General features: G+C 61.4%; 20 protein-coding genes and 1 pseudogene. 8 read left to right on the top strand and 13 right to left on the bottom strand.

Translation table 11 applies throughout. The features are described 5' to 3' along the window. Positions 1-57 precede the first annotated feature (57 nt). The 3 genes and pseudogenes from V7S54_RS20905 to V7S54_RS20895 form a co-directional block, all read right to left on the bottom strand. Positions 58-1,770 (bottom strand): arylsulfatase, encoded by a 1,713-nt coding sequence (locus V7S54_RS20905; RefSeq protein ID WP_268753051.1) that lies wholly within the window; start codon positions 1,768-1,770, stop codon positions 58-60. A gap of 285 nt (positions 1,771-2,055) precedes the next feature. Beyond that, positions 2,056-2,340: pseudogene (locus V7S54_RS20900) on the bottom strand (haloacid dehalogenase-like hydrolase); the annotation flags it as partial. Positions 2,341-2,461: 121 nt separating this feature from the next. Continuing rightward, positions 2,462-4,147: an arylsulfatase gene (locus V7S54_RS20895; RefSeq protein WP_065375793.1), complete on the bottom strand. Its 1,686-nt coding sequence runs from the start codon at positions 4,145-4,147 to the stop codon at positions 2,462-2,464. A 617-nt stretch (positions 4,148-4,764) separates the two neighbouring features. Between V7S54_RS20895 and V7S54_RS20890 the strand changes: the two genes are divergently transcribed. The 8 genes from V7S54_RS20890 (at position 4,765) to V7S54_RS20855 (ending at position 11,656) form a co-directional block, all read left to right on the top strand. Beyond that, entirely contained in the window at positions 4,765-6,564 is a 1,800-nt protein-coding gene (locus V7S54_RS20890; RefSeq protein WP_336409481.1) for a sensor histidine kinase, read from the top strand. Continuing rightward, positions 6,561-7,232: a response regulator transcription factor gene (locus tag V7S54_RS20885; protein WP_065375795.1), complete on the top strand. Its 672-nt coding sequence runs from the start codon at positions 6,561-6,563 to the stop codon at positions 7,230-7,232. The genes V7S54_RS20890 and V7S54_RS20885 overlap by 4 nt, the downstream gene beginning before the upstream one ends. A gap of 136 nt (positions 7,233-7,368) precedes the next feature. After that, positions 7,369-7,704 carry a response regulator transcription factor gene (locus V7S54_RS20880; RefSeq protein WP_083203753.1) on the top strand — a complete coding sequence of 112 codons (336 nt, stop codon included), beginning with the start codon at positions 7,369-7,371 and terminating at the stop codon, positions 7,702-7,704. A gap of 68 nt (positions 7,705-7,772) precedes the next feature. After that, the gene (locus tag V7S54_RS20875; protein ID WP_234793144.1) at positions 7,773-9,281 is read left to right on the top strand and encodes an arylsulfatase; all 1,509 of its coding nucleotides are present in this window, start codon (positions 7,773-7,775) and stop codon (positions 9,279-9,281) included. 211 nt (positions 9,282-9,492) lie between these two features. Continuing rightward, positions 9,493-10,020, top strand: coding sequence for a class I SAM-dependent methyltransferase (locus tag V7S54_RS20870; protein WP_234793147.1), 528 nt, complete (start codon positions 9,493-9,495; stop codon positions 10,018-10,020). After that, on the top strand, positions 10,017-10,475 hold the full coding sequence (locus V7S54_RS20865; RefSeq protein ID WP_065375799.1) for a hypothetical protein: 459 nt from the start codon (positions 10,017-10,019) through the stop codon (positions 10,473-10,475). Before V7S54_RS20870 ends, V7S54_RS20865 begins: the two co-directional genes overlap by 4 nt. A 189-nt stretch (positions 10,476-10,664) precedes the next feature. Further along, positions 10,665-11,015, top strand: a complete 351-nt coding sequence (locus V7S54_RS20860; protein WP_065375800.1) for a hypothetical protein — start codon at positions 10,665-10,667, stop codon at positions 11,013-11,015. 308 nt (positions 11,016-11,323) lie between these two features. Further along, positions 11,324-11,656, top strand: coding sequence for a GYD domain-containing protein (locus tag V7S54_RS20855; RefSeq protein WP_065375801.1), 333 nt, complete (start codon positions 11,324-11,326; stop codon positions 11,654-11,656). A gap of 171 nt (positions 11,657-11,827) precedes the next feature. On the opposite strand, the gene V7S54_RS20850 is transcribed toward V7S54_RS20855, so the two are convergent. The 10 genes from V7S54_RS20850 to V7S54_RS20805 all read right to left on the bottom strand — a co-directional run bounded on the left by V7S54_RS20850 (position 11,828) and on the right by V7S54_RS20805 (position 23,899). Beyond that, positions 11,828-13,441 carry an ABC transporter substrate-binding protein gene (locus V7S54_RS20850; protein WP_065375868.1) on the bottom strand — a complete coding sequence of 538 codons (1,614 nt, stop codon included), beginning with the start codon at positions 13,439-13,441 and terminating at the stop codon, positions 11,828-11,830. A gap of 62 nt (positions 13,442-13,503) precedes the next feature. Further along, complete coding sequence (locus tag V7S54_RS20845; protein ID WP_065375802.1) at positions 13,504-14,328, bottom strand: creatininase family protein; 825 nt, start codon at positions 14,326-14,328, stop codon at positions 13,504-13,506. 70 nt (positions 14,329-14,398) lie between these two features. Then, the gene (locus tag V7S54_RS20840; RefSeq protein WP_065375803.1) at positions 14,399-15,553 is read right to left on the bottom strand and encodes an alanine racemase; all 1,155 of its coding nucleotides are present in this window, start codon (positions 15,551-15,553) and stop codon (positions 14,399-14,401) included. A gap of 231 nt (positions 15,554-15,784) precedes the next feature. Continuing rightward, complete coding sequence (locus V7S54_RS20835) at positions 15,785-16,777, bottom strand: oligopeptide/dipeptide ABC transporter ATP-binding protein (protein WP_065375804.1); 993 nt, start codon at positions 16,775-16,777, stop codon at positions 15,785-15,787. Beyond that, a complete protein-coding gene (locus V7S54_RS20830) occupies positions 16,774-17,790 on the bottom strand; it encodes an ABC transporter ATP-binding protein (protein WP_176707593.1) in 1,017 nt (338 codons plus the stop codon). Before V7S54_RS20830 ends, V7S54_RS20835 begins: the two co-directional genes overlap by 4 nt. Continuing rightward, entirely contained in the window at positions 17,790-18,698 is a 909-nt protein-coding gene (ddpC, locus tag V7S54_RS20825; RefSeq protein WP_065375806.1) for a D,D-dipeptide ABC transporter permease, read from the bottom strand. Before ddpC ends, V7S54_RS20830 begins: the two co-directional genes overlap by 1 nt. A gap of 2 nt (positions 18,699-18,700) precedes the next feature. After that, positions 18,701-19,714, bottom strand: a complete 1,014-nt coding sequence (locus V7S54_RS20820) for an ABC transporter permease (RefSeq protein ID WP_336409458.1) — start codon at positions 19,712-19,714, stop codon at positions 18,701-18,703. A gap of 134 nt (positions 19,715-19,848) precedes the next feature. Beyond that, positions 19,849-21,420 (bottom strand): ABC transporter substrate-binding protein, encoded by a 1,572-nt coding sequence (locus tag V7S54_RS20815; protein ID WP_234793148.1) that lies wholly within the window; start codon positions 21,418-21,420, stop codon positions 19,849-19,851. A gap of 92 nt (positions 21,421-21,512) precedes the next feature. Further along, on the bottom strand, positions 21,513-22,145 hold the full coding sequence (locus tag V7S54_RS20810; protein ID WP_065375869.1) for a helix-turn-helix domain-containing protein: 633 nt from the start codon (positions 22,143-22,145) through the stop codon (positions 21,513-21,515). A gap of 296 nt (positions 22,146-22,441) precedes the next feature. After that, positions 22,442-23,899 (bottom strand): M81 family metallopeptidase, encoded by a 1,458-nt coding sequence (locus tag V7S54_RS20805; RefSeq protein WP_065375809.1) that lies wholly within the window; start codon positions 23,897-23,899, stop codon positions 22,442-22,444. Positions 23,900-23,914 lie beyond the last annotated feature (15 nt).

Genomic DNA, 23,914 nt, shown 5'->3' with positions numbered 1-23,914 from the left:
CCGGTTGGCAGGCGGCCCTCCTGGGCCGCCCCGCCATGTCGTACGCCGATTGGCGCGTCAGTCGTGACCAGTCTTCATTTCCCGGACCTGCTGCATGACCTGCTCCAGATTGTAGCTTGCCGGGTCCTGCATCGGCGGGAAGTCGATGTAGGTCTGGAGGTGCTTCAGCCACAACTGCTGTCCGATGGGTAGCATGTTCCAGTCATAGACATAGGCCGTCGACGGAGAGGCGATCGCGCCGCCCATGCCGAACAGTGTCTTGATCTGCTGGCCGACCGAAGTTTCGAACGGATCACGCTTGATGTTGACGACCTGCGTCCAGGAATAGGGCTGCACGCCGGAGATGAAGCCCGCCGGGTCGTCAGACACCATGGCGAAATACATCTTCCAGTTCTTGTATCGGACCGCAGACGGCTCCTTGCCGGAGTAGTACAAGAAGTGGTCGCGCGCGGACTTTTCCGACTTGCCTTCCAGGTAGTCGCGCTGGTTGACCCCGTCGAGCGTGGTCTTGGCGATGCCAGGATACTCGCCCTTCTCGATCCGCGCCTTCAGCTCGTTGCCCTTGGGGCCGCCGGCAACGTCGACCAAGGTGGGCAGCCAGTCGAGAGCGGCGAACATCTCGTTCTTCACCGTTCCGGGCTCGATATGCCCGGGCCAGCGTACGACCAGCGGCGCGCGCATGCCGCCTTCCCAGGTGGACAGCTTGCCGCCCTTGAAGGGGGTGGTGCCGCCGTCGGGGAAGGTGATCGTCTCGGCGCCGTTATCGGTGGTGAAGACGATGATGGTATTGTCGAGCTCGCCCATCTCCTCGAGCTTTTTCAGCACGTAGCCGATGTTGTCGTCCATCTGCTTCATGCCGGCTTCGTTGACGCCCCAGTCCTTGCCGCCAGGCTCTCCGACCATGGCCAGGTACTTGTCCGGGAGCACGGTCGTGATGTGCATACGGGCCGGGTTGTACCAGACAAAGAACGGCTTCTTCGTTTTCTCGGGATCGTTGCGGTCGAGGAAGTCGATAACCTTGGCCGAGATCTCCTCGTCGACGGTCTTCGATCGCTCTAGCGTCAGCGGTCCCTGGTCCTTGCAGCTTTGGTTCGCCGCAGTCCCGTCGGAGGATGTACACGCGAGCATCGGACGCGGCGGCGTCAGGCAAGTCGTTGTCTTGGGATCAACGGCCGCGGGATCCTCCGCAAGTCCTGGGATCGGCGTGTTCTTGCAAGGGGGCGCGAGTGTCTGCTCTGTCGGTGTCTTGTTGATATCAGGGAAGCTTACTCCCTGCATGGCATCGAGGTGGTACAGATACCCCCAGAACTCCTGGAAACCGTGCGCGGTCGGCAGGGATTCGGTGTGATCTCCGAGATGGTTCTTGCCGAACTCGCCGGTGTTGTAGCCGAGATCGAATAGGAACTTGGCGAGCGAAGGCGTGCCGGTCCGCAAGTAGGACGGGCTTCCGGGAATTTCCGGTAGGACCATGCCGACGCGCACCGGCTGCATGCCGGTGAGGAAGGCAGTGCGTCCGGCCGTGCAGCTCTGCTCGGCGTAGTACGTCATGAACTTCGCACCCTCATTGCCGATGCGGTCAATGTTGGGCGTTTCTCCCACCGCAATGCCTTGATGATAGATGCTCGGCTGCATCCAGCCGATGTCGTCGCCCATGATGAACAGGATGTTAGGCTTTCTCGTCTCCTGAGCCTGCGCCGGGGCGATCGCGCCCCAGAGAAAGGCCACAGTCGTCAACGCACCGAGACTGTAACTAAGGATTTTGCGGCTCATTTTCAGCTCCTCCGGTGAATAGGCATTTCCCGTTCGGGAGATGATCCGTTACGGTGGCTTTCACCCGGACGCATAGAGAGCAATCCATCGAAATTCGGCGACCGCGTGTAAAACCTTGCATTGACGGATGCGCCGGAAGCACGCCGAAGCATTCGCGTCTGCTGTTCGTTGAAATTGGAATTACGCCCAGTTCACGTAATCGCTACATATGCGAACGCCACTCATCGCATCGGAGCCTAGTCAGGATTGCGCCTCAGCGATATTGTCCTTTGGGGCAGCGCGCATGAACGGCTGCGTGTCCGTCCATTCCGGATGGGAAGCTGCCTCGGCCTTCACGCGGTCGAGTGCGAAGGCGAGTTGGGTGTACATCGGATGCTCGACCCACAGCGTGCCGTCATTGTCGAAAACGGCGATGCGCTCCGGTTCGGGAACGAAGTCGGGCGAGTTTTCCTTGGTCACCTTCTCGACGAAGGCGACGATGGCCGCCTTCGGGACGGTGTCGTTCCACGACTGCAGCGGGTCGGTCCGGGCCTGCGCCGGGGCAACAACAAACAACGTTACGTCCCACAGTCATAACGAACCCTCCAGAGGTCAGGTGTCCAGGTTCCCGTCCCTTGAGACATGCGGAGGACTGTGCCTTGGAACCAGACGGGCGGCCCTGGAAAGCCGCCCGTCGTGTTGAGCCTGCCTTCTAGTTACCGGGCTTGTTCTTGATTGCGGCGTCGATCTGCTTCTTGACTGCATCAAGATTGAACGAAGCCGGGTCTTGCATCGGCGGATAGTCAATCGCCGTGAGCGCCAGTTTCGTGACCTCCTGCTGGACGCTGACGAACCGCCAGAACTCGCGAGCGAAGAAGTCATTCATATAGCCCCCGCCGAGGTCATTGAGGCTTTGGCCACCGATCGAGGGCGTCCGCTCGAATGGGTCCTGGCGGATATTCACCATAGTGGGCATGTCAGTGGTTACCTTCGGCCCAGGCCAGCCTTGTGGCTGTTGGAAGAACTGGAACTTGAAGTTGTCGATGCGAACCGCCCCCAGAGAAGGGCCGCCGAAGTAGAAAAATTCATGCCGTGCGGACGGTCCGTTGCCCTGCAGAAGGGCCAACTGGTTGTAGCCGTCGAGGTGGTTCTTATAGGTCCGGTCGCCCAGCTCCTTCCCTTTCAGAAGCTCGTCGGTGATGTTGGCGTTACCGGCTGCCGCTAGGAGCGTGGGGAACCAATCCAGAGCGGAGAAGATGCCGTTCTCTACAGTGCCCGGCTTGACTTTGCCCGGCCAGCGGATGATTGCCGGTGCCCGAAAGCCGCCTTCCATCACCGTACCCTTGGTGCCCTTGAACGGGGTCATGCCACCATCGGGCCAGGTGAAGACTTCGGCACCATTGTCAGTTGTGAAGATGACGATGGTGTTGTCGGTCTCGCCCGCATCCTCCACACACTTCATGATGGCGCCGACGCTGTCATCCAGTTGCGCCATGCCGGCTTCTTCGAGGCCGTAATTGCTGTCGCTGTTCATGAGCGCTTGATACTTTGGCGACAAAAACGTCCAGACGTGCATACGCGTCGTGTTGTGCCAGACAAAGAACGGTTTGCCGTCCGTCTTGGCCTTGTCCATGAAGTCGCACGAGGCCTTGACCAGCACTTCGTCGAACGTCCCCATGTCGTACTTTGCCTTGGGCGTGATGTCATGCATGTTCGGGACGTTGGTCATGTCGGCGAATGGCGCCAGGGGACCCTCGTCGACGATCCGCTGCTTGCCGATCTTGCCCCAACGCGGCTGTTCGGTCGTGTCGTCCGTATCCATCGCAAAGCTGTGCACCAAATTGCGCGGGCCGACTTTGTCGCGGTACGACTGGTCGTTCGGGAACGAATACCAGTAGGGATCCGACATCGCGTCGAGGTGATACAGGTACCCGAAGAACTCATCGAAGCCGTGCAGCGTTGGCAGGAACTTGTTCAAATCGCCGAGATGGTTCTTGCCGAATTGACCGGTGGCGTAGCCCTCGGTCTTGAGGGCGGCGGCAATGGTTGCAGCCTTGTCCGGCATGCCGACGTCTGCTCCCGCTTGTCCGACCGTCGTCAAGCCAGTGCGCAACGGGATTTCACCTGTGATGAAGCTTGCTCGCCCCGCGGTGCAGCTTGCTTCCGCGTAGTAGTCGGTGAATAGCATGCCCTCGGAGGCAAGCTTGTCGAGGTTTGGCGTCTTCCCGGACATGATGCCCCGGTGATAGGCGCCAATGTTGAACCAGCCAACATCATCGCCCATGATGACGACAATGTTGGGCTTTTGCTGATCTTGCGCGGCTGCCGGCATGATTGCTGCTGTCGCAACAAAAGTGGAAGCCAGCAGACCAAACCAGATACTTTTCATCTTGCTCATGGTCTGGATCCCTCCCTGGCTGCCCGAAATGGGCCGGCAGCCCTGCGCCCATTTGGAAACGCCTCATGCCGCATCTTCCAGTTGTCGCAGGCGGATCCATTGCTGGTTATCGTCGACACGGCGGAGCAGTTTGACGGCGCATTTTCACAGCCGGAAGATGGCTGACGGTGGCCTGACCACGTGCCGATCTTGCATGGATGGATGCGCCGAAGCAGGCCGCGCGTCTGCTGTCGTCGAAACTGGGACTACGCCGAGTTCACGCAATTGCTACTTACGCGAAAGCCATTCATCGCATCGCAGCCTAGTCAGGAACGCGCCTCGGCGATATTGTCCTTTGGGGCAGCGCGCACGAGTTGGCGCGGTATGGATCGATCAGCAATCGCATTGGGTGTGGAAGCCGTACGCAGGGCAGCAAGGTTTTGGCGTGGGGGCCGGACTAATTTTTGAAATAGTTGAACGCCGACGGGCAACCGCCCCGGCCGCATCGTCATCTCCGAACGCATCGACGGAGAATGGCGCAAAGGACGTTCAATATGGTTCGTGCATCAACGAAACCATCGAGCCCGTTCACCCGGATCGCATCCGCATTTCCTTGCCTTCTGCTGCTCGTGATCCTGATGACGGCCGAGCCCTTGTCGGCGGAGGTCGTGGACCAGGTCCCACGCATCCTCATCCTCTATCCTTATGACGAGAGGATTCCGGCAACGACCATTGCTGGCGAGACCCTGAGACATCGGCTGCTGCAGGCGACAACGGGGAAGGTCGATCTATTCTCGGAATTTCTCGACCTTTCCAGGTTCCCCGAGAAGGTTCACATCGACCGGATGGCGCGATATCTCAGTGAGAAATACGCCGACCGACGTCCGGATGTAGTGATTGCGCTTGGTGAGGAGGCAACGGGCTTCATCGTCAAATACCGGCATGCGGTCGCCCCGGATGCGAAGATCGTGTTCTGCGGCTTCAGCGGCGCGGATGCCGCGAAGCTGAGCCTGCCGAGCGACGTCGTCGGGGCCTTCAGCGAGTATGACATCGCAAAAACCCTTCTCATGGCGCGTGGTCTCCAGCCGGACGCCCGCGATCTCGTCATCATCGGCGGGTCCTCGGATTTCGACCGCTCCTGGCTTGCGACGGCGCGCGCGGATCTCGCCGGCCCCGCAAGCGGTCTTAAAACGACCTACGTCGAGGATTTGACCATCGATGAATTCGCGGACCGAGCCTCGCGTGTGCCGGAAGGGAGCATCATTCTGGTCCTCACCGTCTTTACCGATCGCAGCGGCCGGAACTTCATTCCGCGTAACGCGCTCGAACGGATTGCCGCCAAGGCGAGCGCTCCGGTCTACGGTCCTTATTCCACGTATATCGGCCATGGCGCCGTCGGCGGTAATACCGTCACCTTCGAGTCGGTCGGAACGGCGGTTGCCGAACTCGCCCTCGACGCGATCGCGGGAAAACCGATCGCCAACGTCAACGTGCCGAAAACCTTTGTCGCCGATGCGAGAGAGCTGACGCGCTGGGGCTTGCCGGAGAGCGGGCTTCCTGCCGGAACCGTCCTGAGCTTCAAGGAGAAGAGCCTCTGGGAGGAATACTGGGCGGCGATCATCGGCATCGTTGCGGCGCTTGCGCTACAGGGGGTGATCATCACGGTGCTTCTGGTCGAGCGGCACCGCCGGCGGGCCGCGGAGCAGGAAGCGCGGCTTCGTCTGCTCGAACTCGTGCATCTCAACCAGTCGGCAACGGCGGGAGCCCTGTCGGCATCGATCGCCCATGAACTGAACCAGCCGCTCGGAGCGATCCGCAGCAATGTCGATGCCCTCGAAATCCTGCTTCGGAAAAAGCAGCCGGATCTCGACCTCATCCGGCAGATTCTCGTCGACATCCGCGAGGACGACCAGCGCGCCAGCGATATCATTGTTCGACTGCGGGGACTGCTGAAGAAGCGAAGCGAGATCGACTGGCAGGAATTCGACCTGAATGAGGTGGTCAACAGCGCGATCCATATCCTCCACGCCGAGGCGGGACAAAAAAGCATCGTCGTCAGCTCCAGCGACCCGACCCGGGCGCTGCCGGTGCGGGCCGATAAGGTACATCTCCAGCAGGTCATTCTCAACCTCGCCACCAATGCGATGGACGCCATGGTCGATGCGGCGGCGACCGAGCGGAAGCTGGTCTTTCAGACGGCGCTGATCGAGAATTCCGAGGTCGAGCTGTCGATCTCCGATACCGGCCGCGGCATCCCGAGCGACCAGCTCGACCATGTTTTCCATGCGTTCTACACGACCAAGCCGACAGGCACCGGGCTGGGTCTCTCGATCGCCCGCGCGATCATCGAAACCTATGGCGGCAAGATATGGGCGGACAATCGCGCCGAAGGCGGCGCCGTGTTTCGTTTCGTCCTGCCGCTTGCTCAGCACGGATGACCCAGTTGGAACCCGTCATTCATATCGTCGACGACGACAAGTCCTATCGCACCGCGCTGGCACGGTTGATGGAGGCATCCGGCTATCGCGTCGTCACCTGCAGCTCGGGCGAAGAGCTTTTGGCCCACCTGTCGGGCTCCGACCCCGGATGCATCCTCCTCGACCTGCAGATGCCGGGTCTGAGCGGGCTCGAGTTGCAGGACCGGCTCACCGAGAAAGCACCGCTGCTGCCGATCGTGTTTCTGACGGGGCGAGGCGACATCAAGGCGAGCGTCCGGGCGATGAAGGCCGGCGCCGAAGATTTCCTGGAGAAACCGGCCTCGAGGGAGGCGTTGCTGGAGGCCGTCGAGCGGGCGCTGCTTCGCTCAAAGATACGGCGCGCCGAACTCGATCGCATCCATGCACTCCATGCGCATCTGGAGACCCTGACGCCACGCGAGTTCGAAGTTTTCGGCCTGATCGTCCGCGGCAAGCTCAACAAGCAGATCGCTTACGATCTCGGTACCTCCGAACGAACCGTCAAGGCGCATCGGCACAACGTCATGGAAAAGCTTGGCGTGCATTCGCTGGCCGAGGCCGTGTCGATTGCAGAGAGACTGGGACTTCTCGACCCGACGGCAAAACCGCCTGAAGATACGCACGGTGCTGTTCGGCGCGCTTCCCCATAGGACAATATCCAGCTTTCGACGTTGATCATACGATCGTCATGATCGGGGCTGGACATGCCTTTCCGCATGGGCCTCAGAAAGGCATCCCTTGGAAAGCCAACCACGCAAAGTAGCCGTCGTGGAAGACGATCCGAGCATGCGCAAGAGCGTCGCGCGGCTGTTGAACGCGCATGGTTTCGCGACGGAGGGATATGCCTCGGCCGAGGCCTTTCTCAACCGCGCCACGTCGAGCGAGATCGGCTGCATCGTGCTCGATGTCCATCTCGGCGGCATATCCGGCATCGAACTTTGGCACCGGTTGAAGGATGCCGGCTCGAAGGTCAAGGTCATCTTCATCACCGCAGTCGACGATCAGGCGCTCGAACAGGAGGCGGTCAAAGCGGGCTGCGTCGCCTATCTGCACAAGCCGTTCCCGGCCGAATCCCTCATCGGCGCCGTCAACCGGGCAATGACGGTTTCGCCGGGCGATTGAATGACGAGCCAGCGGGAGCCGCTCCGAAGCAGCACTCGCGGACGGCGGTTCGAAAGTGGAGATGAAACATGAAGTGGCTCGGATCTTGGCGGGGAATGCGCTTTGCATTGGCGATCGGCTCCTGTCTCATTGCTCATGTGTTGCCTGTCGGACCTGCATCCGCACAACAGTCGACGCCAAACATCCTGTTCATTCTCGCCGATAACGTCGGCTACGGCGACATCGGCGTCTACGGCGGCGGGGAGCTACGCGGGTCGCCGACGCCGCGCATCGACCAGCTCGCCGCAGAGGGTCTGCGGCTGACGCAGTTCCTGGTCGAGCCATCCTGCACGCCGTCGCGCGCCGCATTGATGACAGGTCGCTATTCCATCCGCTCCGGGCTATCGCTGGTTGCGGTCGCAGGCACGCCTTTCTCGCTGCCGGACAAGGAAATCACCATGGCGGAAATGCTGCATGACGCCGGCTACGCCACGGCGATCTTCGGCAAGTGGCATCTTGGCGCCCAGATCTATAGCCAGCCGCAGAACCAAGGCTTCGACGAGTTCTACGGAATCCCGCCTGGTGACACCTGGGACGCATTCGGGATGATCCGCCAGGGCCATCAGACCAAGTCCATCGACGTCCCACTCAACGAGGGGCCGCATATCGTCGAGGCCAAGCGGGGAGAGCCGGTGAAGCTGGTGAAACCCTACACCGAGGAAGTGCGTCGCGGGATCGACTGGGAACTGGTGGACCGCGGCGTCGATTTCATGAGGCGCCAAAAGGCGGCAGGCAAGCCGTTCTTCCTGTATCTGCCGATTTCCCGGACGCACTTTCCGAACCTCCCCTCGAAGCGCTTCGAGGGAGCTTCTCGCATCGGCCAGTTCGGCGACTCCCTGATGGAGGGCGACGCGATCGTCGGCACGATGCTTGACGCCTTGAAGGATCTTGGCATCGAGGAAGACACCATCGTGGTCTTTGCCTCCGACAATGGACCGGACGGCCCCGGTGCAAGCCGGTTCGGCACCGACATGCCGGACATGGGAACGACGGGTCCCTATCGTGGCGCGCTGGGCGACGTCAGCGAGGGCGCGATCCGTACCGCCGCGGTGATCCGCTGGCCGCAACGGATCAAGCCGCGATCCTCCTACGCGATGTTCTCGATCATGGACTTCTTCCCGACATTCGCGAGGCTTGCGGGCGGCAAGGTGCCGGACGACCGGCCGTTCGACGGGATCGACCAGAGCGACCTGCTGCTCGGCGACAATGACAGCGGACCTCGCGAGCATTTGCTGACCTTCGTCGGTGCCGATCTGGTCGCCGTCCGCTGGAAACAGTTCCGGGCCTATTTTGCCGACGTAGCACCTGGCCGCAGCGGCGCAGGCGGTGCAATCTTGATGGGCGGTATCGGATCAAGCGCTGCGCCGATGAATGGCTACCCAAAGGTGTTCAATATCGAGGCCGACCCGCAGGAGGAGCACAATATCGGCGAGATGTATAACTGGGTCCTCGGGCCGGTGTTGAAGACGGTGGAGGAATACAAGGCGAGCCTCGCGCGGTCACCCAATCCGCCCGCCGCGAACATGACGAGGTTCTGAACGTCAATACGTTGTGAAGGCGGGCCTTTTGGTTTGAACGCGATCATATTGCCACCGACGGCGTCACGCCGATGTAGGTCGAGGGCCGACTAAGGATCATAGGTCGGTTCAGCCGCTTACCGCTACCAGTGGATCGGATTGGAGAAGAGGACGCCACCTGACGAATGATAGCACCGCGCCAAGGACGAAAATTATGCGGACGGACGCCAGATTGAACGAACCACGTGCTGAACGGGGACGTAAAGACTCCCGGCTCGAAAAATTGCTCTTCCGCCTGGAGGCCCAGCGCATCTGCCTCGAATGGGCCTTCAGAGAGATAGCTGGCCGTCCGGGCATTGTGTTCGAGATGGGTCTGGGTCACGGTCGCACCTACGACCACTTGCGCATCCATCTCCCGGAGCGCGAGATCTATGTGCTGGATCGCGAGACCGACTGTTTCGCCGACTGCACGCCGCCACAGAATTATTTCTTGCTCGGCGACATCGAGGACACGCTTGCTGCCGCAGCCACCCGCTTTGGCGGACAGGTCATCCTGGCACATGCGGATATGGGTTCATATGTCGAAGCGAATAATATTGCGACAAGCGCCAAACTGAGCCGATGCCTCCCGGCGGTCCTTTCGCCGCATGCCATCGTCCTGTCCGATTTGCCGCTCGAACTTGCGGGGACCCGTTCGCTACCGCATCCACCGGGCGCGCCTCAAGACACGTATTTTCTCTACGTCAATGGGCCCCGGTGATCCGCTGGCCGCAACGGATCAAGCAGCGATCCTCCTACGCGCAGTTTTCGATCATGGACTTCTTCCCGACATTCGCAAAGCTTGCGGGCGGCAAGGTGCCGGACGACCGGCCGTTCGACGGGATCGACCAGAGCGACCTGCTGCTCGCCGACAATGACAGCGGACCTCGCGAGCATTTGCTGACCTTCGTCGGTTCCGACCTGGTCGCCGTCCGCTGGAAACAATTCCGGGCCTATTTCGCCGACGTGGCGCCCGGCCGCAACGGCCCTGGCGGCGCAACGCTGCTTGGCGGAGTGGGAAGCAGCGCCGCACCGATGACCGGCTATCCGAAGGTGTTCAACATCGAATCGGACCCGCATGAGGAGCACAATATCGCTGAGATGTACAACTGGGTCCTCGGGCCGGTGTTGAAGACGGTGGAGGCCCTGGATGATCCTAAGACGCACCGACCTTAGTCGGTCAGTGAAACTTGCAGAGCATCGTGGCCGTCGATCCTACCAGCGACCGGCAAGTTCAGACGACTTCCCCTAAGGACAATATCGCTCGGTGGAGTTTCGCGTAATCTCAGTTGGGACGAGTTGCTTGAGCAGCCGCGCTTGGTTGCTACCCCGTCACAAGCGCAAAACCTAGGAAGGAGCATGACAATGAACCGCATTGCGACTTTTTCTATGATTGCCAGCCTCTCCGCCCTGAGCTTCGTTGGGATCGCGCACGGTCAAGGTGCCGCAATGGACTGGCCCAAGGAGATTGAGCAAACTGTGCGCAGCTACAGCGGCGACAAGATTAATGTCGTCGATGTAAGCACACTTGCGGAGCAGAACCAAACGCGCATGTGGGTCGAGCATGCCACGCCGGAACAACGCGCAGCGCTGCTCGAGGCGGTCAAAGCGAACAAGTCCTTGGCTGAAAAGCTGAAGGCGCAGAACGTCGAGATGGACAACATCGGCGGCGCTGAACAGGCGACTGACGGCGGGCTGACGATCTACGTTCGCTAACCCTCCCGGGGTCAGTGAAGCGGGGTGCGGAACGCCGATGGTATTTGCGCCGCATCCCGCTCCATCCGCGAGCATACCGCGGCAGGTGTTCGGTACTTGTTACCTTTATAGGACGCCCCACGCGCGAAACCTCCCCTCCCCGTCACGGCCCGGCAGTATTCCCTCGCCTCCCGGGCGCGAGGCCGAAGCAAACGAGAACCTCACGCAGGGGCCGAGTTCCCTTCCGATGCTCGTCTAACGCGAAGTTTTTTGAGATATTGAGTACGGCAGATCACCCGATCTGCCCAATTATCAAGGGAGGACGTCCCATGCCACTGTTCATAACCACAGGGTGCTATACAGCCACGTCAGCGAAGGGAATGATTGACAGTCCATCGAACCGAGAAAAGGCGGCCCGTGGCATCATGGAAGCTGCGGGCGGAAAACTGCATTCTTTCTACGTCACGACCGGCGAAACCGACTGGATGGCAATCACGGAATTCGACGATGGCGCTGACCTGGTCCCCGCACTTCTCGTTGTCGGCGCATCGGGAGCCGTATCGAATGTCAAAACCGTGCGAGCCTACACGGGCGCGGAATTCAAGGCTGCGCAAGAGAAGGCGGGCAAAATCGCATCTTCCTACAAGCCCCCGGCAAAATAAGCAGACGACGGGTTGAAACATCTCTGGCAGCGGAGCGAACCTCCGCTGCCAGAAACGATGTGTTGGCGCGCAATGAGGCCGCGATCGAGCGCGCTTCAGTTCCATCGCGGCATGCGCCCGCGAGTCTCTAACGCGCGGACAAGACCCGGCGCGTTAGAGATCTTGCGCGCGCTATTCGTCGATGTCGACCTTGTCGAAGCGGTGTGAACCCAAGGGTTCCATGACGTAGCCCTTCACCTTCTTCGACATCGGCAGCACGACCGTCGAATGCGCAATCGGCACCCAAGGCGCCTGATCGCTGATGATCGCCTGCGCTTCTTCGTAGAGCTTCGTCCGCTCGCTCTGATCCGCGCTGGCTCGTGCCTGCTGGAAGATCTCGTCAAGCGGCTTATAGCACCAGTTGGCGTTGTTGCTGCCGCCGACGCCGGCGCAACTGAAGAAGTAGCTGAGCAGGTTGTCCGGGTCACCGTTGTCGCTGGTTCCACCGAGGATGATGGCGCCGTCCCGCGCCTTGTCGCGCGACTTCTTGAGGTACTCACCCCATTCGTAGGAGACGATTTCGACCTTGATACCGACCTTGGCGAGGTCCGCCTGCATCAGCTCGGCCGCGCGGCGTGCATTCGGCATATACGGGCGGCTGACAGGCATCGCCCAGATCTTCATGCTCAGATCCTTGACGCCGGCCTCGTCGAGCAGCTTCTTTGCCGCTTCGACGTCGTAGCTGTAGCCGTCGATGCTGCCGTTGTAGCCCCACATGGTCGGCGGAAGGACGCTCTGGGCGATCTGGCCCATGCCCTGATAGACGGAATCGACGATCGCTTTCCGGTCGATCGCCATGTTGATGGCGCGGCGCACCTCCAGCTTGTCAAACGGCGCAACCAGCGTGTTCATCGCCAGGTAGGAGACGTTGAGACCTGGTTGTTCCAACACGTTGAGGTCAGGATTCGCCTTCAGACCGGCCACGTCGGCCGGCGCCGGATAGGGCGCGACATGGCACTCGCCGGCCTGCAGCTTCTGCATGCGCGTGGTCGCATCGGTGGTGATCGCGAAGATGAGGTTGTCGATCTTCGGCGCTCCGTCCCAATAGTCGGCATTCGCCGCAAAGCGGATCGCGGCATCCTGCTGGTAGTCGACAAAGCGGAAAGGTCCTGTGCCGACCGGTTTGCGATCGAGGTCCTCGCGCCGCCCCTCTGCCGCAAGCTTGTCGGCATATTCCTTCGACATGATCGAGCCGAAGTTCAGCGCAAGCTTCGACGGAAGCGACGCATCCGGCTGGTTCAGCACGAACTTGACAGTTCTGACATCGACCTTGGCGATCTCCTTGATGGCCGCCGGCATCTCCATCGCGTTGAACATTTCCCAGTTCGCGCCGGGGAAATAGCTGTTCCACGGATCGCCCTTGTCCAGTTGGCGATTGTAGGTGAAGAGCACGTCGTCGGCGTTGAAGTCCCGCGTCGGGGTGAAGTCGTCGGTCGACTGAAACTTCACGCCCTGGCGCAGTTTCAGCGTGTATTCGAGGTTGTCTTCGGAAATGGTCCAGCCCTCGGCGAGGCCGGGAACGACGTTGGTCGTGCCGGGTTCAAATTCGGTGAGACGGTCATAGATCGTTTCGGCCGAAGCATCCCAGGTGCTGTTGGCCGAATAGAGCGCCGCATCGAACCCTTCAGGCGAGCCTTCCGAGCAATAGACTAGGGTCTTTGCCATCGCCGGCGTCAGCGCAACGCCCGAAAGCATCGTGGCTGCAAACAGGGAAACGAGAGTTTTGCGCGTCCGCGCGAATTTCATGATCATTGGCTGTCCTCCCTCAGGAATGCACTGTGAGATGCCCGGCGAATATCTCGCCTCGCTCAATCGGCTTTGCCCGCGGTCGTTCCGAGGCCGCGACCGGGCGCCCAGACCGGATCGGGTGCGGTCCAGAGCACGTCGTTTCGGATCAGCTTCACGAGTTCGCCCGCCTGCAGGTCGAGGAAGCGCTCTCCCTTCTCGGCGGTCGCGCTGCGCGGATCGCCCCAGGTTCCGGTGATGGGGGCACGCTCGGCGAAGGAATAGAACCGCGATACGTCCGCCGGCACGTCGACAGGATGCTGCTGATTGCCGAAAGCCTGGCCGAACATCTCGGTCTTTACCGCGTCGGCAACGATCGCCAGCATTACCGATGCCTCGCCTTCACACGCGTGATGGGCGCCCGTGTCGACCTCGAAGATCTTGTTTGCCTCTTCCGGCGCCAGCATCCACGGCGTCGTGGCAACGATCGGCATGGCGAATTCGACCGCCAGTTCGCGCACGGCGACCGCGAGCGGATCCATGTTGCCGCCGTGACCATTGACGATGAAGAGCCGCGAGAAACCGAGCGTCTTCAGCGAGCGGACGATGCAGCGGATGACACGGCTCAGCGTATCGTAGTCGAGGGTGATTGTGCCGCCGAAAGGCAGGTGATGCTCGCTCATGCCGAGCCAGAGGCCTGGAAGAACGGCGACCGGCACTTCATCGGCAATCAGCCGGGCGGCGCGGATGGCGGCGGCTGATGCACTGGCGGTGTCGGTAATGACCGGCAGATGTGGCCCATGCTGTTCCAGCGAGCCGATCGGCAGGATGGCAAGCGCACCGGGCTTGCCGGCAATTTCGCGCAGGCTCGGCGCGGTCATGCGCGCCCATTCAACTTCCTTCGTCATGTTAGGCCTCTTTCAGCTGTTCAAAATCAAGAGTTCCGCCTGCGGCCGTGGAGAACGGCCGTTCAAGCGATTAGGTCTGGCGGCCACGGGCATCGACCCGCAGCGCCACCGCCCGCCCATCCGATTGCCGCAAGGTCACGCTGTCGAATTGAGCGACGACGGCGCAGGCGTGATTGGGGAAGATTCGGACACGGCTGCCGATTGAGGGCGGTACCTTTGAGAAGCGCACGAAACCATGTTCCTCGGAGAGGCGCTCGACCTCCCAGGCTTCCTCACATTCGCTATCCGCGCTGACCGCTACGCCGAACCCGCTGCCGCCTGAGCCATGCGCCCCGAGATCGGATGACAGGGATTTGGAGCCGGCATCGACGAGGAAATGCCTGTCGTTGTGCGCCACAACCGTGGCAATGACCGAGAGCGAGATGTCGTCTGGCGTGGAAATGCCGAGACGCAGCGCCGTGCGATCGAGAAACGCGTAGTTCCCCGGGCGGATTTCGGTCACGCCTTCAGGGATCGGGGCGCCGAGGCAGGTCGGCGTGGCGCCGACTGAAACCCTCGGCACATCGATCCCCGATCGCCGCAATCGGTCAGCCAATTCGCGGAGCGCCAGCGCCTCCGCATCTGCAATTTTCGTCAGGTCCTCGAGGCTCTTACCGCCGTAGGAATGGCCAGCGTGCGAAAGCAGGCCGGCGAAGGTCAAGTGCGGGTGGCGGCTGATGCTCTCAGCCAGCACGAGGGCATGGGGATCCTGCGGCTTCACGCCGACACGGCCGAGGCCGACGTCAATCTTGAGAAACACGCCAAGCTTTACGCCATGTGCCTCTGCCGCGGCACCAATCGCATCGACGCCGGTCGTGTGTGCGGCGATCAAGAGCAGCTCGGTTCCGCGCGCCTTTACGCTCAGAACCAGCCGATCGATCGCTTCGGGCCTGACGATCGGGTACGCAAGTGTCACCGAGGGAATGCCGGCCTCGACGAAGACAAGCGCTTCTTCCGGCTTCGACGCGGTCACGCCGACCGCTCCAAGTTCAAGCTGGCGGCCCGCAATCGCCAAGCATTTGTGCGTCTTGATATGCGGCCGCAGTGCGACGCCGGCGGCATCCGCCCGCGCCTGCATGCCGCGCAGGTTGCGCATCAATCGGTCGTCATCGATCTCGACATAGGGTGTCGGCAGGAGGACCGGATCTGGTCGAAGGAAAGCCGCGATCGGTGCTGCATCAGTCAAGGTCGTCTCCGGCAAGGCGCGGGCACAAGCGACGCTCGGCCCCAGATGGCGGGAGCCGCCCGAGGCGGCTGAGGCACGTTTGCACACCCGGCAAAATCAATCAAATTATTTTCCTATAGGAAACTAATCTTTCTTAAACGCCGTGAGTGCGCCCCAAACGGCATAGCGCCGCACCGCTGTCGCCGATGCCAGCGGTCGGCGGAGTGTGCGCTCTAGGAATTGTCTAGCGCCTCACCCCAGCGCCAGATGACACCTGATATGGCGGGCGCCGTCCTCGGCGCGCTGCAGAACCTGCCGCACCTCGCAGCCGGCGGCCGCGTGGCCGCATCTTTCCTTGTAGAAGCAACTGGCCGGCAGTCTGCGGTTGTTGGGAAGCTCGCCGGTCCGCACCTCGGCAATGGTCGGCAAGGGCGTCTCAAAACTGGGCGCGGCCGCCAGGAGCGTTTGCGTGTATGGGTGCCGAGGATAACGCAACACTTCCTCGGCCGGCCCCGCTTCAACGATCTGGCCGAGATACATCACCGCGACATCGTCACAGAAGTGGCGCACCAGCGCGACGTCATGCGAGATCATGAGGTAGCTGAGACCACGTTCCCGCTGCAATCTCAAAAGCAGGTTGATGATCTGCGCCTGCACCGACACGTCGAGGGCCGAGGTCGGCTCGTCCAATACCAGAAGATCCGGGTCGGTGCTGATGGCACGCGCGATTGCGATGCGCTGGCGCTGTCCGCCTGAGAATTCGTGCGGCAGACGATCGAGTTGCTCCGGCCTCAGGCCGACGGAGACGGCCAGTTGCTCGGCCTTTGCATGCAGCTCTGCCTTGCTGCAGCCGCCGCGTATGTGCAGTGGTTCGCTGATCAGCCGCCAGACCGGCAGGCGTCGATCGAGCGACGATTGCGGATCCTGAAAAACGATCTGCATCTTCTGCCGCAGCGCGCGCTTCTCTCGTCCCTGCGTTGCCTGAAAGTCCTGGCCATCGATCGTCACTCTGCCCTGCTCATAAGGCGCAAGCCCGATAATCGCCTGGGCGAGCGTGCTCTTGCCGCAACCGGACTCGCCGACAATACCGAGGCTCCTGCCGGCACGCACCACAAGGTTGACGCCGTTGACGGCGTGCACATGCGAGGTGGGGCGGCCGAGCCAGTTACGGGACGCCGGGAAGCGCACATGGAGGTCGGAAACCTCCAGAATCGGTCGCGCGGCTGTGTGAACACCCTTGGTCATTGCCGGCCCTCCTGCCCCAAAGCTTCCGGCGTGGCGCCGCGTCGCCAGCACGCCACCTGTTGGCCATCGGACCCCACCAATTGCGGAGACCGGGATCGACACAGATCCACCGCTTCCTTGCATCGCGGCTGGAAGTAGCAGCCGGCAGGCGGGTGCAGAAGGTTCGGCACCGCACCGGGGATCGCTTCCAGTTCCTGCTTCGGCGCCACTCGCTCCGGCAGGCAGCGCAGCAGAGCCTGGGTATAGGGATGCTGCGGCGCCTCGAGAACGCTACGGGTCGCGCCGTGCTCCACGATCCGGCCGGCATACATCACGTAGAGCCGGTCGCAGAGCTGCGACACCACGGCCACATTGTGCGAGATGAAGACGACGGATGTGCCTGTGCGACGCGCGCGGTTCTGGATGAGCCGCAAGATCACGGCCTGGACGGTGACGTCGAGCGCGGTCGTTGGCTCATCGGCAATGATGAGACCGGGGTTGCAGGAGAATGCCATGGCGATCAGAACGCGCTGTCGCATGCCGCCCGAGAGTTCGAACGGATAGAGGTTCATCACCCGCTCCGGCTCGCCGATCAGCATGTCGGCGAGAATATCCCGCGCGATGCACCTGGCGTCCGGCAAGTTTGTCTCTTCGTGTCGCATGATGACATCGGTGAGCTGCTTGCCGATGCGAATGGTCGGGTTGAGCGCATTCATCGGCTCCTGAAAGATGGTCGAAACCACTTTGCCACGAACATCCTGAAGTTCGCTGTCGTCCATGGTCAGGGTGCTGCGGCCAAACAGGCTGACCGAGCCGCCGGTGATCCTGTAGCGCCCCTGGGGCAAGAGCCCGGTCGCGGCCATGGTCGTCACCGACTTGCCGCAACCGGATTCGCCGACGATCCCGACGATCTCCGCCTTTCCGACCTCGATCGACACATTGTCGAGCGCCTTGATCGCGCCGCTGAAGGTTGGAAACTCCAGCGACAGGTTGTGAATGGCCAGCGCCTGGCCGCCTTGGTCAATTGGTTTCATCATCTGCCCCTCAAGCGCGGGTCGAGCATGTCGCGAATGCCGTCGCCAACGAGATTGCAGCCCATGGCGGTAATCAGAATGGCAAGGCCCGGAAAGGTCGCGTACCACCAATGATCGAGCATATGGCTGCGACCGCTGCTGACCAGAGCGCCCCACTCGGCGGTCGGCGGCTGTGCACCGAGACCGATGAAACTAAGGGCGGCTGCAATCAGCACGACGCCGCCGAGATCGAGAGTCGCCTGCACGATGATCGGCGACATGGCGTTCGGCAGAATGTGCCAGCGCAGGATGTAGAACGACGAAGCGCCATAGGTGCGCGCCGCCTTGACGTAGACCTGTCCGCGGAGCGACAGGGTTTGACCGCGGGCGAGGCGCACATAAGCGGGGATCCGCACGATCGCCACCGCCAGCATGGAATTGAACAGGCTCGGGCCGAGGGCTGCGGCCAGCGCCATGGCGAGCACCAGGGCCGGCAGCGCGAGCACAACGTCCATGAGGCGCATGATCGTGGTGTCGACGCGACCACCGACCACTCCGGAAAAACAGCCGATCAGCACCCCAACCGCGGTCGAGATCAGGACGATCATGAAGGCCGCGCCACAGGACGCCCTTGCCCCGAAGATCACCCGCGAAAACAGGTCGCGGCCGACTTCATCCGTGCCGAACCAATGCGCGGAACTCGGCGGCAAGAGGCGCGCGGTCAGAGAGACCTTGTCGGGATTGTAAGGCGCGATCCATGGTGCCGCGACGATCATCACCATGACCATGAGGATGATCGCAACTCCCAGCAGCGTCAGCGGGCTGCGACGGCCGAGATACCAGAGATAGCGCAGCCGCTCGGATAGGGGCTTGGCCCTGCGCGCAGCGGCAGTTGCCACAGCTGGCTCAGTCGGAATGACGGCAGACATGATCAGACCTCCCTGATCTGCGGGTCAGCGAGCATGTAGGCGAGATCGACCAGAAGGTTGATCAGCACGTAGCCGACGGATGCGACGATGGTGAACCCCATGATGGCCGGAAAATCGAGCGTCTGGATGGAGGTGACGACGTAAGTCCCCATGCCCGGCCAGGCGAAGATCGTCTCGGTCAGCACCGCCCCGTAGAGAAGATCGCCGAGCGCCAATCCAAGCAGGGTAATCGACGGGATCAGCGCGTTTCGAAGCGCGTAGTTGAAGATGATCATGCCCTTGCGCAGACCACTCGCACGGGCGGTTCGAATGTAATCTTCCTGCAGCACATCCAGCATCGAGGCGCGGATCTGCCGTGTGATCACGCCCATATTGGCAAAGGCCAGCACGAAGCCCGGCAGGATGATGTGATAGGCGGCGCTGCGAAAGGCATCGAAGCGGCCCTGCAACAGCGAGTCGATCAGCAGGAACCCGGTGATGCGTTCGGGCGGGATGATGCCCATGGCCAGGCGCCCGCTACCGGGCAGGATCTGGAATTTGGCGTAGAAGACATAGATCAGGATCAGGCCGAACCAGAACACCGGCATCGATATGCCTGAGACGGAGACGGTCCGCGCAATCTGGTCGATCGGACCGTCCTTGTAGACGGCCGACAGCACGCCAAGCGGCACGCCCAGACAGATCGCAATGAAGAGCGCGACCGTTCCAAGCTCCAGCGTCGCCGGCAGGAAGGTGCGAATATCGGCGGCGACGGGACGGTTGGTGCGCAAGGATGTGCCGAGATCGCCCTTTAGCAGATTACCGATATAGATGGTGAACTGTTCGACGACGGGCCGGTCGAGACCCAGATTGCGCCTGACGTTTTCAAGCGTTTCGGCGCTTGCCCGGTCGCCCGCGATCATGCGCGCTGGATCGCCGGGGATGAGATGCGAGATGGTGAAGGTGATGATGGCGACCCCCAGCACCACGAAAAGCAGAAGGATCAGACGCGGAAGAATGATGCGGGTGATTGCCATGGACGCCAGCCCTTTCGGCAGGGAAACCCTGACTTAAGCTTTGGGAATGAGGAACCCCTGCCGCAAGAACCTTGCGGCTTGCGGCAGGCGTTCCGTCGATGGAGAGCTGTAGGGATCTGTTCGATCCGCTAAGCTCACTCCGTCTTCGACATCGTGCCGAAGTTGTAGACCTGGATCAGCATGGGGTTATAGACATAGCCCTTGACCGCGGCGCGGCGGGCAAAGATGTCGTTCTTCTCCATGATGTATAGGTAGGGCGCGTCCTCAGTCGAAAGCTTCTGCGCCTCGATGTACAGCGCCTTGCGCTTGTCTTCGTCGACGATCGAGCCCGCTTCCCGCACAAGGTCGGTGACCTTGTTGTTGTTGTAGAAGGAGCGGTTGCCCGGGCCGCCCATCTTACCGGCGTCGAACCAGTAGTTCATGAACATGTAGGGATCGGCGAAGTCGGGCGTCCAGGCACCGGGCGCCAGGTCGAATTTGCCGTTGGCCGCCAGTTCGCGCTTGGTCGTATCGGCGACCGACTGCAGGTCAAGCTTGATGCCGATTTCGGCGAGAGAGGCCTGCAGCGCAAGGCCGACCGGTTCCCAGGCGGGGTCGGCCTGCGAGAAGGTATAGGTCAGGTGGATGTCGCTCTTGCCGGATTCGGCAAGCAGCGCCTTGGCCTTCTCGACGTCGTAGCTGTACTGGAAGCCCTGGGGATCGTGGCCCCACATGCCGCTCGGAACGGCACCGCGCATCTGCTTGGCCTGGCCCAGCATGATGCCGTCGATGATCCCCTGGTAATCGACAGCGTAGGAAATCGCCTGGCGCACCTTCGGGTCGTCCAGCGGCGGCTGGCGGTTGTTCATGTATATGTAGTTCACATACATGCTGGGATTGCTCTCGACCACGATGGACGCGTCTTTCTGCAGCGCTTCCGCCTGATCGAGCGGGATCTGCTCGATGATATCGGCATCGCCATTCGTCAGTTGCAGGCGGCGCGCCGAGACGTCGCCGACAATGCGGATGACGACCTGCTTCAGCGCCGGTTTGGCGCCTGCATAGTGCTCGTTGCTGTCGAGCACTATGCTCTGGTTGCGCTCCCAGGAGGCGATGCGATAGGGGCCGCTTCCGGCCGTATGCTCGGCGAGCCAGGCCTTCGCCATGTCGCCGTCCTTCTCATGCTCCATCACCTTGGGATTGACGATCGCGGCCCCTGAGACGGCGAGCGTCGACAGGAAGGGCGCAAAGGGCGCGGTCAGATGGAACCTCACCGTCTGGGGGTCGACAACCTCGACCTCCTTCAGCACCGGGAACGCGTCTGATGGTCCCGCCTTCAGCTTCATCAGCCGGTCGAAGCTGAACTTGACCGCTGCCGCATCGACCGGCGAGCCGTCATCGAATTTGTGACCATTGGCAAGCTTGAAGGTCCAGACCAGACCGGCGTCGTCGGCCGTCCAGCTTTCGGCCAGTTCAGGGCCGACTTCGGTCGTCGCCCCCTTGTACGCGACCAACCGCTCATAGGCAGCGTAGATCAGCGTGTAACCGCTGTTGCTGATCTCAACGCCCGGATCGGCGGTCGGCGGATCTTCCGCCCGCGCCAGTACCAACACATCCTGCGCTGCCATCGCGCCGGAAAGAGGCGTCGATGCCAGAAGCAATGCGATGCCGATCGACTTCCACTTGGAACCGCTCATCTCGTAGTCCTCCCCAGAACTGCGGCGCACGATGCCCTCCCGGCATTCACCGCAGCAACAGACTAGGAAAGGATTTTCCGAAGCGCAAGATTTTTTCCTATCGTACGCTCTTTTTCCAGATTCTAATCTCTGTGCTTTATCGTCTGCGTGCTCTCAAGCGTGGAGACCAATTCGGTTTCCGGGGTAGAGCACACGCAGATGATCTGGGCTGGTTCGTCACTCACGCTGAGGTAGGCGTGGCCGGTCATGGCGTCAAAATAGGCGGAATCGCCCTTCTTCAGCCTGAGCGGCGCGTAGATTTCGGTGTGAAGTTCGAGCTCGCCCTCGAGAACATAGAAGAACTCCTCGCCTCGATGGCGGATCAGCGGCCCGAACTCCTCCAGCGTGCGGGCCCGCACGACCGCGAAGATGGGAACCATCGACTTCTTCGAGATCTCCGTACAAAGGTAGAGGTAATCATAGTTCCGCGTGATGATTGCCCGACCGTCGCCCGTCCGGGTGTATGTACGGCGCCCTAGCAAGTTCTGAGTGTCTCCGCTTGCTGCAGGCGTGCCGAAAAGCTCGACGATGTCGACCTCCAGCCCTTGGGCAAGCTGGATCAACCGGTCGTAAGTCAGCTGCATCTGGTTGTTCTCGACCTTGGAAAGGGTCGACACAGCAAGTCCGGTCATGGAGCTCACCTCTGCCAGCGTCCAGCGATTGCGGTTGCGAATTTCCTTCAGGATATCGCCGAGGCTGGATTTCGCGTCTGTCATCGTTGGCGTCTCCATTTTGCCTTCAGCTATTCCGACGGGGCCACCGACCGCAGTCCGCGCGGTAGCGCCGAGGTATCCGACTGGCATGATAGGAAAACCATTTCCTATAATACGTGGCCGAAATCAACATCGCCCTGAAAAGCAATCCAGACTTGCCGCACGATGGCCACGCCCGTTGGACGACCGCTGCCATCATTTGACCACCCGGTCGTTCCGGTTGACCGAGGAAAAAGGCGGGGTATCGACCCGTCGAAGGCGCGATCGGACCAACCAGAGAGGAGACCAGCGTCCCTCCTCTACTCCGCAAACGGGTCGGCGACCTTGGGCCAGTAGGGCTGTTTCAGCTTGGTAAAGGGCAGTTCTTCAAAAGAAGGCCGCAAGGCGCCAGGAGCGCCGACATAGAGGATTTCGCTGGCGATGGGTTCGAAGCCGGCGCGGAAGTGATTGCTGGATTTCACCACGACAATCTTCTTCTGCGCCGGGTTCAGGCCCAGCGCCGTCATACATTCCGGGTGGAAGGTTTGGGTGCGCACCGTGTTCAACACGATGTCGATACTGCCCGCGCTGACCCATACCGCATCGCCGATGCTAAGCGGCGTTGGGCCGAAGTGCTGAGTAATATCCGAGGCGATGCGCCTGATTGTCACCGTCAGATCAAGCGGGTCGCCGGAGGCCGGCCCGACTTTGCCGCCGATCCTTAGCGGCAGCGTGGCGCCTTCACCTGCCTCGCGGCACATGCGCACGGCAATCGGGTCCCAGTAGAGGCAGGTCGCCACGTCTTCTATGCCGCGCTCGATGATCCGTCGCAGGACGAAGGTGGAATCACCCGGCGCCCCACCGCCAGCATTGTCGGAGACGTCAGCCAGCACGATCGGACCGTTCGTCGCCGCGACGGCCCGGTCCAGCGCTGCGTCGATACTGAGATAGGTGCCGCGCATTTCCTCACGCGCATCGAAAATCTCCCGGCCAAAAGCCTCTGCCGTACGTGCCGCCTTCTCAGCATCGTCATCCGTAACGACCAGCATCTTGGCGCCGACATCCTCGACGTCCCCCCAGGGGAACCCGTGACCGAACGATACCGAGAGGATGCCCTCTTGACCCTCGACCGCCTTCATGCGGTCGACAATGCCGCGCAACGGAGAGCGATGCGGATGGAAGGTGCTGATCATACGGCAATCATAAACGCCCATTCTCGGCCGCACTTCGCCGGCGAGTGTGCGCTCCATCAGCCGGAACAGTTGCCCCGCAACCTCCTCGATATCGGTGTGCGGATATTCCTTGTAGGTGGCGATCATGGTCGCATTGGCGAGCATACGCTCGGTGATGTGGCAATGCAGGTCAAGTTCGGCAGCAATCGGCACATTCGGCCCGACCAGTCGGCGTATATGCTCGAGCAGGTCGCCTTCGACATCGTCATAGCCGTCGGCGACGCAGGCACCATGTAGGGCAAGCAACACCGCGTCGACCGGCATGGCTGCCTTCAGATCACTGAGGATCGTTGCACGGAAGCTCTCATAAACCGCGCGCGTGGTCTTGCCGCCAGGCTCGGCCACCGCGCAGAGGCTCTCCACAACTTCCCAAGCCCTTTCCTCGGCGGCATTGCGCCAGACAAGCATCTGCGATGAGCAGCAGTTGAGCGGTTTGCTGGTGCCATCGCCGTAGGCGATCAGGTTTTCCCTGAAAGCCTCAAGCCCCGTTTGCATCGGCGAGAAGGTGTTGGTTTCGGTATCCAGCCCCGCGATGAACAGCTTCATTTTTTGCCCCACATA

The organism is Ensifer sp. CCNWLY38 (assembly GCF_037120565.1).
GTDB classification, from domain to species: domain Bacteria; phylum Pseudomonadota; class Alphaproteobacteria; order Rhizobiales; family Rhizobiaceae; genus Ensifer; species Ensifer adhaerens_H.
Note: the sequence above shows the minus strand (reverse complement) of the source record. Positions and strands in the feature narration are given on the sequence as shown.

Excerpts from the sequence above, each read along its gene's own strand:
- V7S54_RS20905 (WP_268753051.1), bottom strand. The coding sequence starts at position 1,770 with ATGAGCCGCAAAATCCTTAGTTACAGTCTCGGTGCGTTGACGACTGTG.
- V7S54_RS20895 (WP_065375793.1), bottom strand. The coding sequence starts at position 4,147 with ATGAGCAAGATGAAAAGTATCTGGTTTGGTCTGCTGGCTTCCACTTTT.
- V7S54_RS20890 (WP_336409481.1), top strand. The coding sequence starts at position 4,765 with ATGACGGCCGAGCCCTTGTCGGCGGAGGTCGTGGACCAGGTCCCACGC.
- V7S54_RS20885 (WP_065375795.1), top strand. The coding sequence starts at position 6,561 with ATGACCCAGTTGGAACCCGTCATTCATATCGTCGACGACGACAAGTCC.
- V7S54_RS20880 (WP_083203753.1), top strand. The coding sequence starts at position 7,369 with ATGCGCAAGAGCGTCGCGCGGCTGTTGAACGCGCATGGTTTCGCGACG.
- V7S54_RS20875 (WP_234793144.1), top strand. The coding sequence starts at position 7,773 with ATGAAGTGGCTCGGATCTTGGCGGGGAATGCGCTTTGCATTGGCGATC.
- V7S54_RS20860 (WP_065375800.1), top strand. The coding sequence starts at position 10,665 with ATGAACCGCATTGCGACTTTTTCTATGATTGCCAGCCTCTCCGCCCTG.
- V7S54_RS20855 (WP_065375801.1), top strand. The coding sequence starts at position 11,324 with ATGCCACTGTTCATAACCACAGGGTGCTATACAGCCACGTCAGCGAAG.
- V7S54_RS20850 (WP_065375868.1), bottom strand. The coding sequence starts at position 13,441 with ATGAAATTCGCGCGGACGCGCAAAACTCTCGTTTCCCTGTTTGCAGCC.
- V7S54_RS20845 (WP_065375802.1), bottom strand. The coding sequence starts at position 14,328 with ATGACGAAGGAAGTTGAATGGGCGCGCATGACCGCGCCGAGCCTGCGC.
- V7S54_RS20835 (WP_065375804.1), bottom strand. The coding sequence starts at position 16,777 with ATGACCAAGGGTGTTCACACAGCCGCGCGACCGATTCTGGAGGTTTCC.
- V7S54_RS20830 (WP_176707593.1), bottom strand. The coding sequence starts at position 17,790 with ATGAAACCAATTGACCAAGGCGGCCAGGCGCTGGCCATTCACAACCTG.
- ddpC (WP_065375806.1), bottom strand. The coding sequence starts at position 18,698 with ATGTCTGCCGTCATTCCGACTGAGCCAGCTGTGGCAACTGCCGCTGCG.
- V7S54_RS20820 (WP_336409458.1), bottom strand. The coding sequence starts at position 19,714 with ATGGCAATCACCCGCATCATTCTTCCGCGTCTGATCCTTCTGCTTTTC.
- V7S54_RS20810 (WP_065375869.1), bottom strand. The coding sequence starts at position 22,145 with ATGACAGACGCGAAATCCAGCCTCGGCGATATCCTGAAGGAAATTCGC.
- V7S54_RS20805 (WP_065375809.1), bottom strand. The coding sequence starts at position 23,899 with ATGAAGCTGTTCATCGCGGGGCTGGATACCGAAACCAACACCTTCTCG.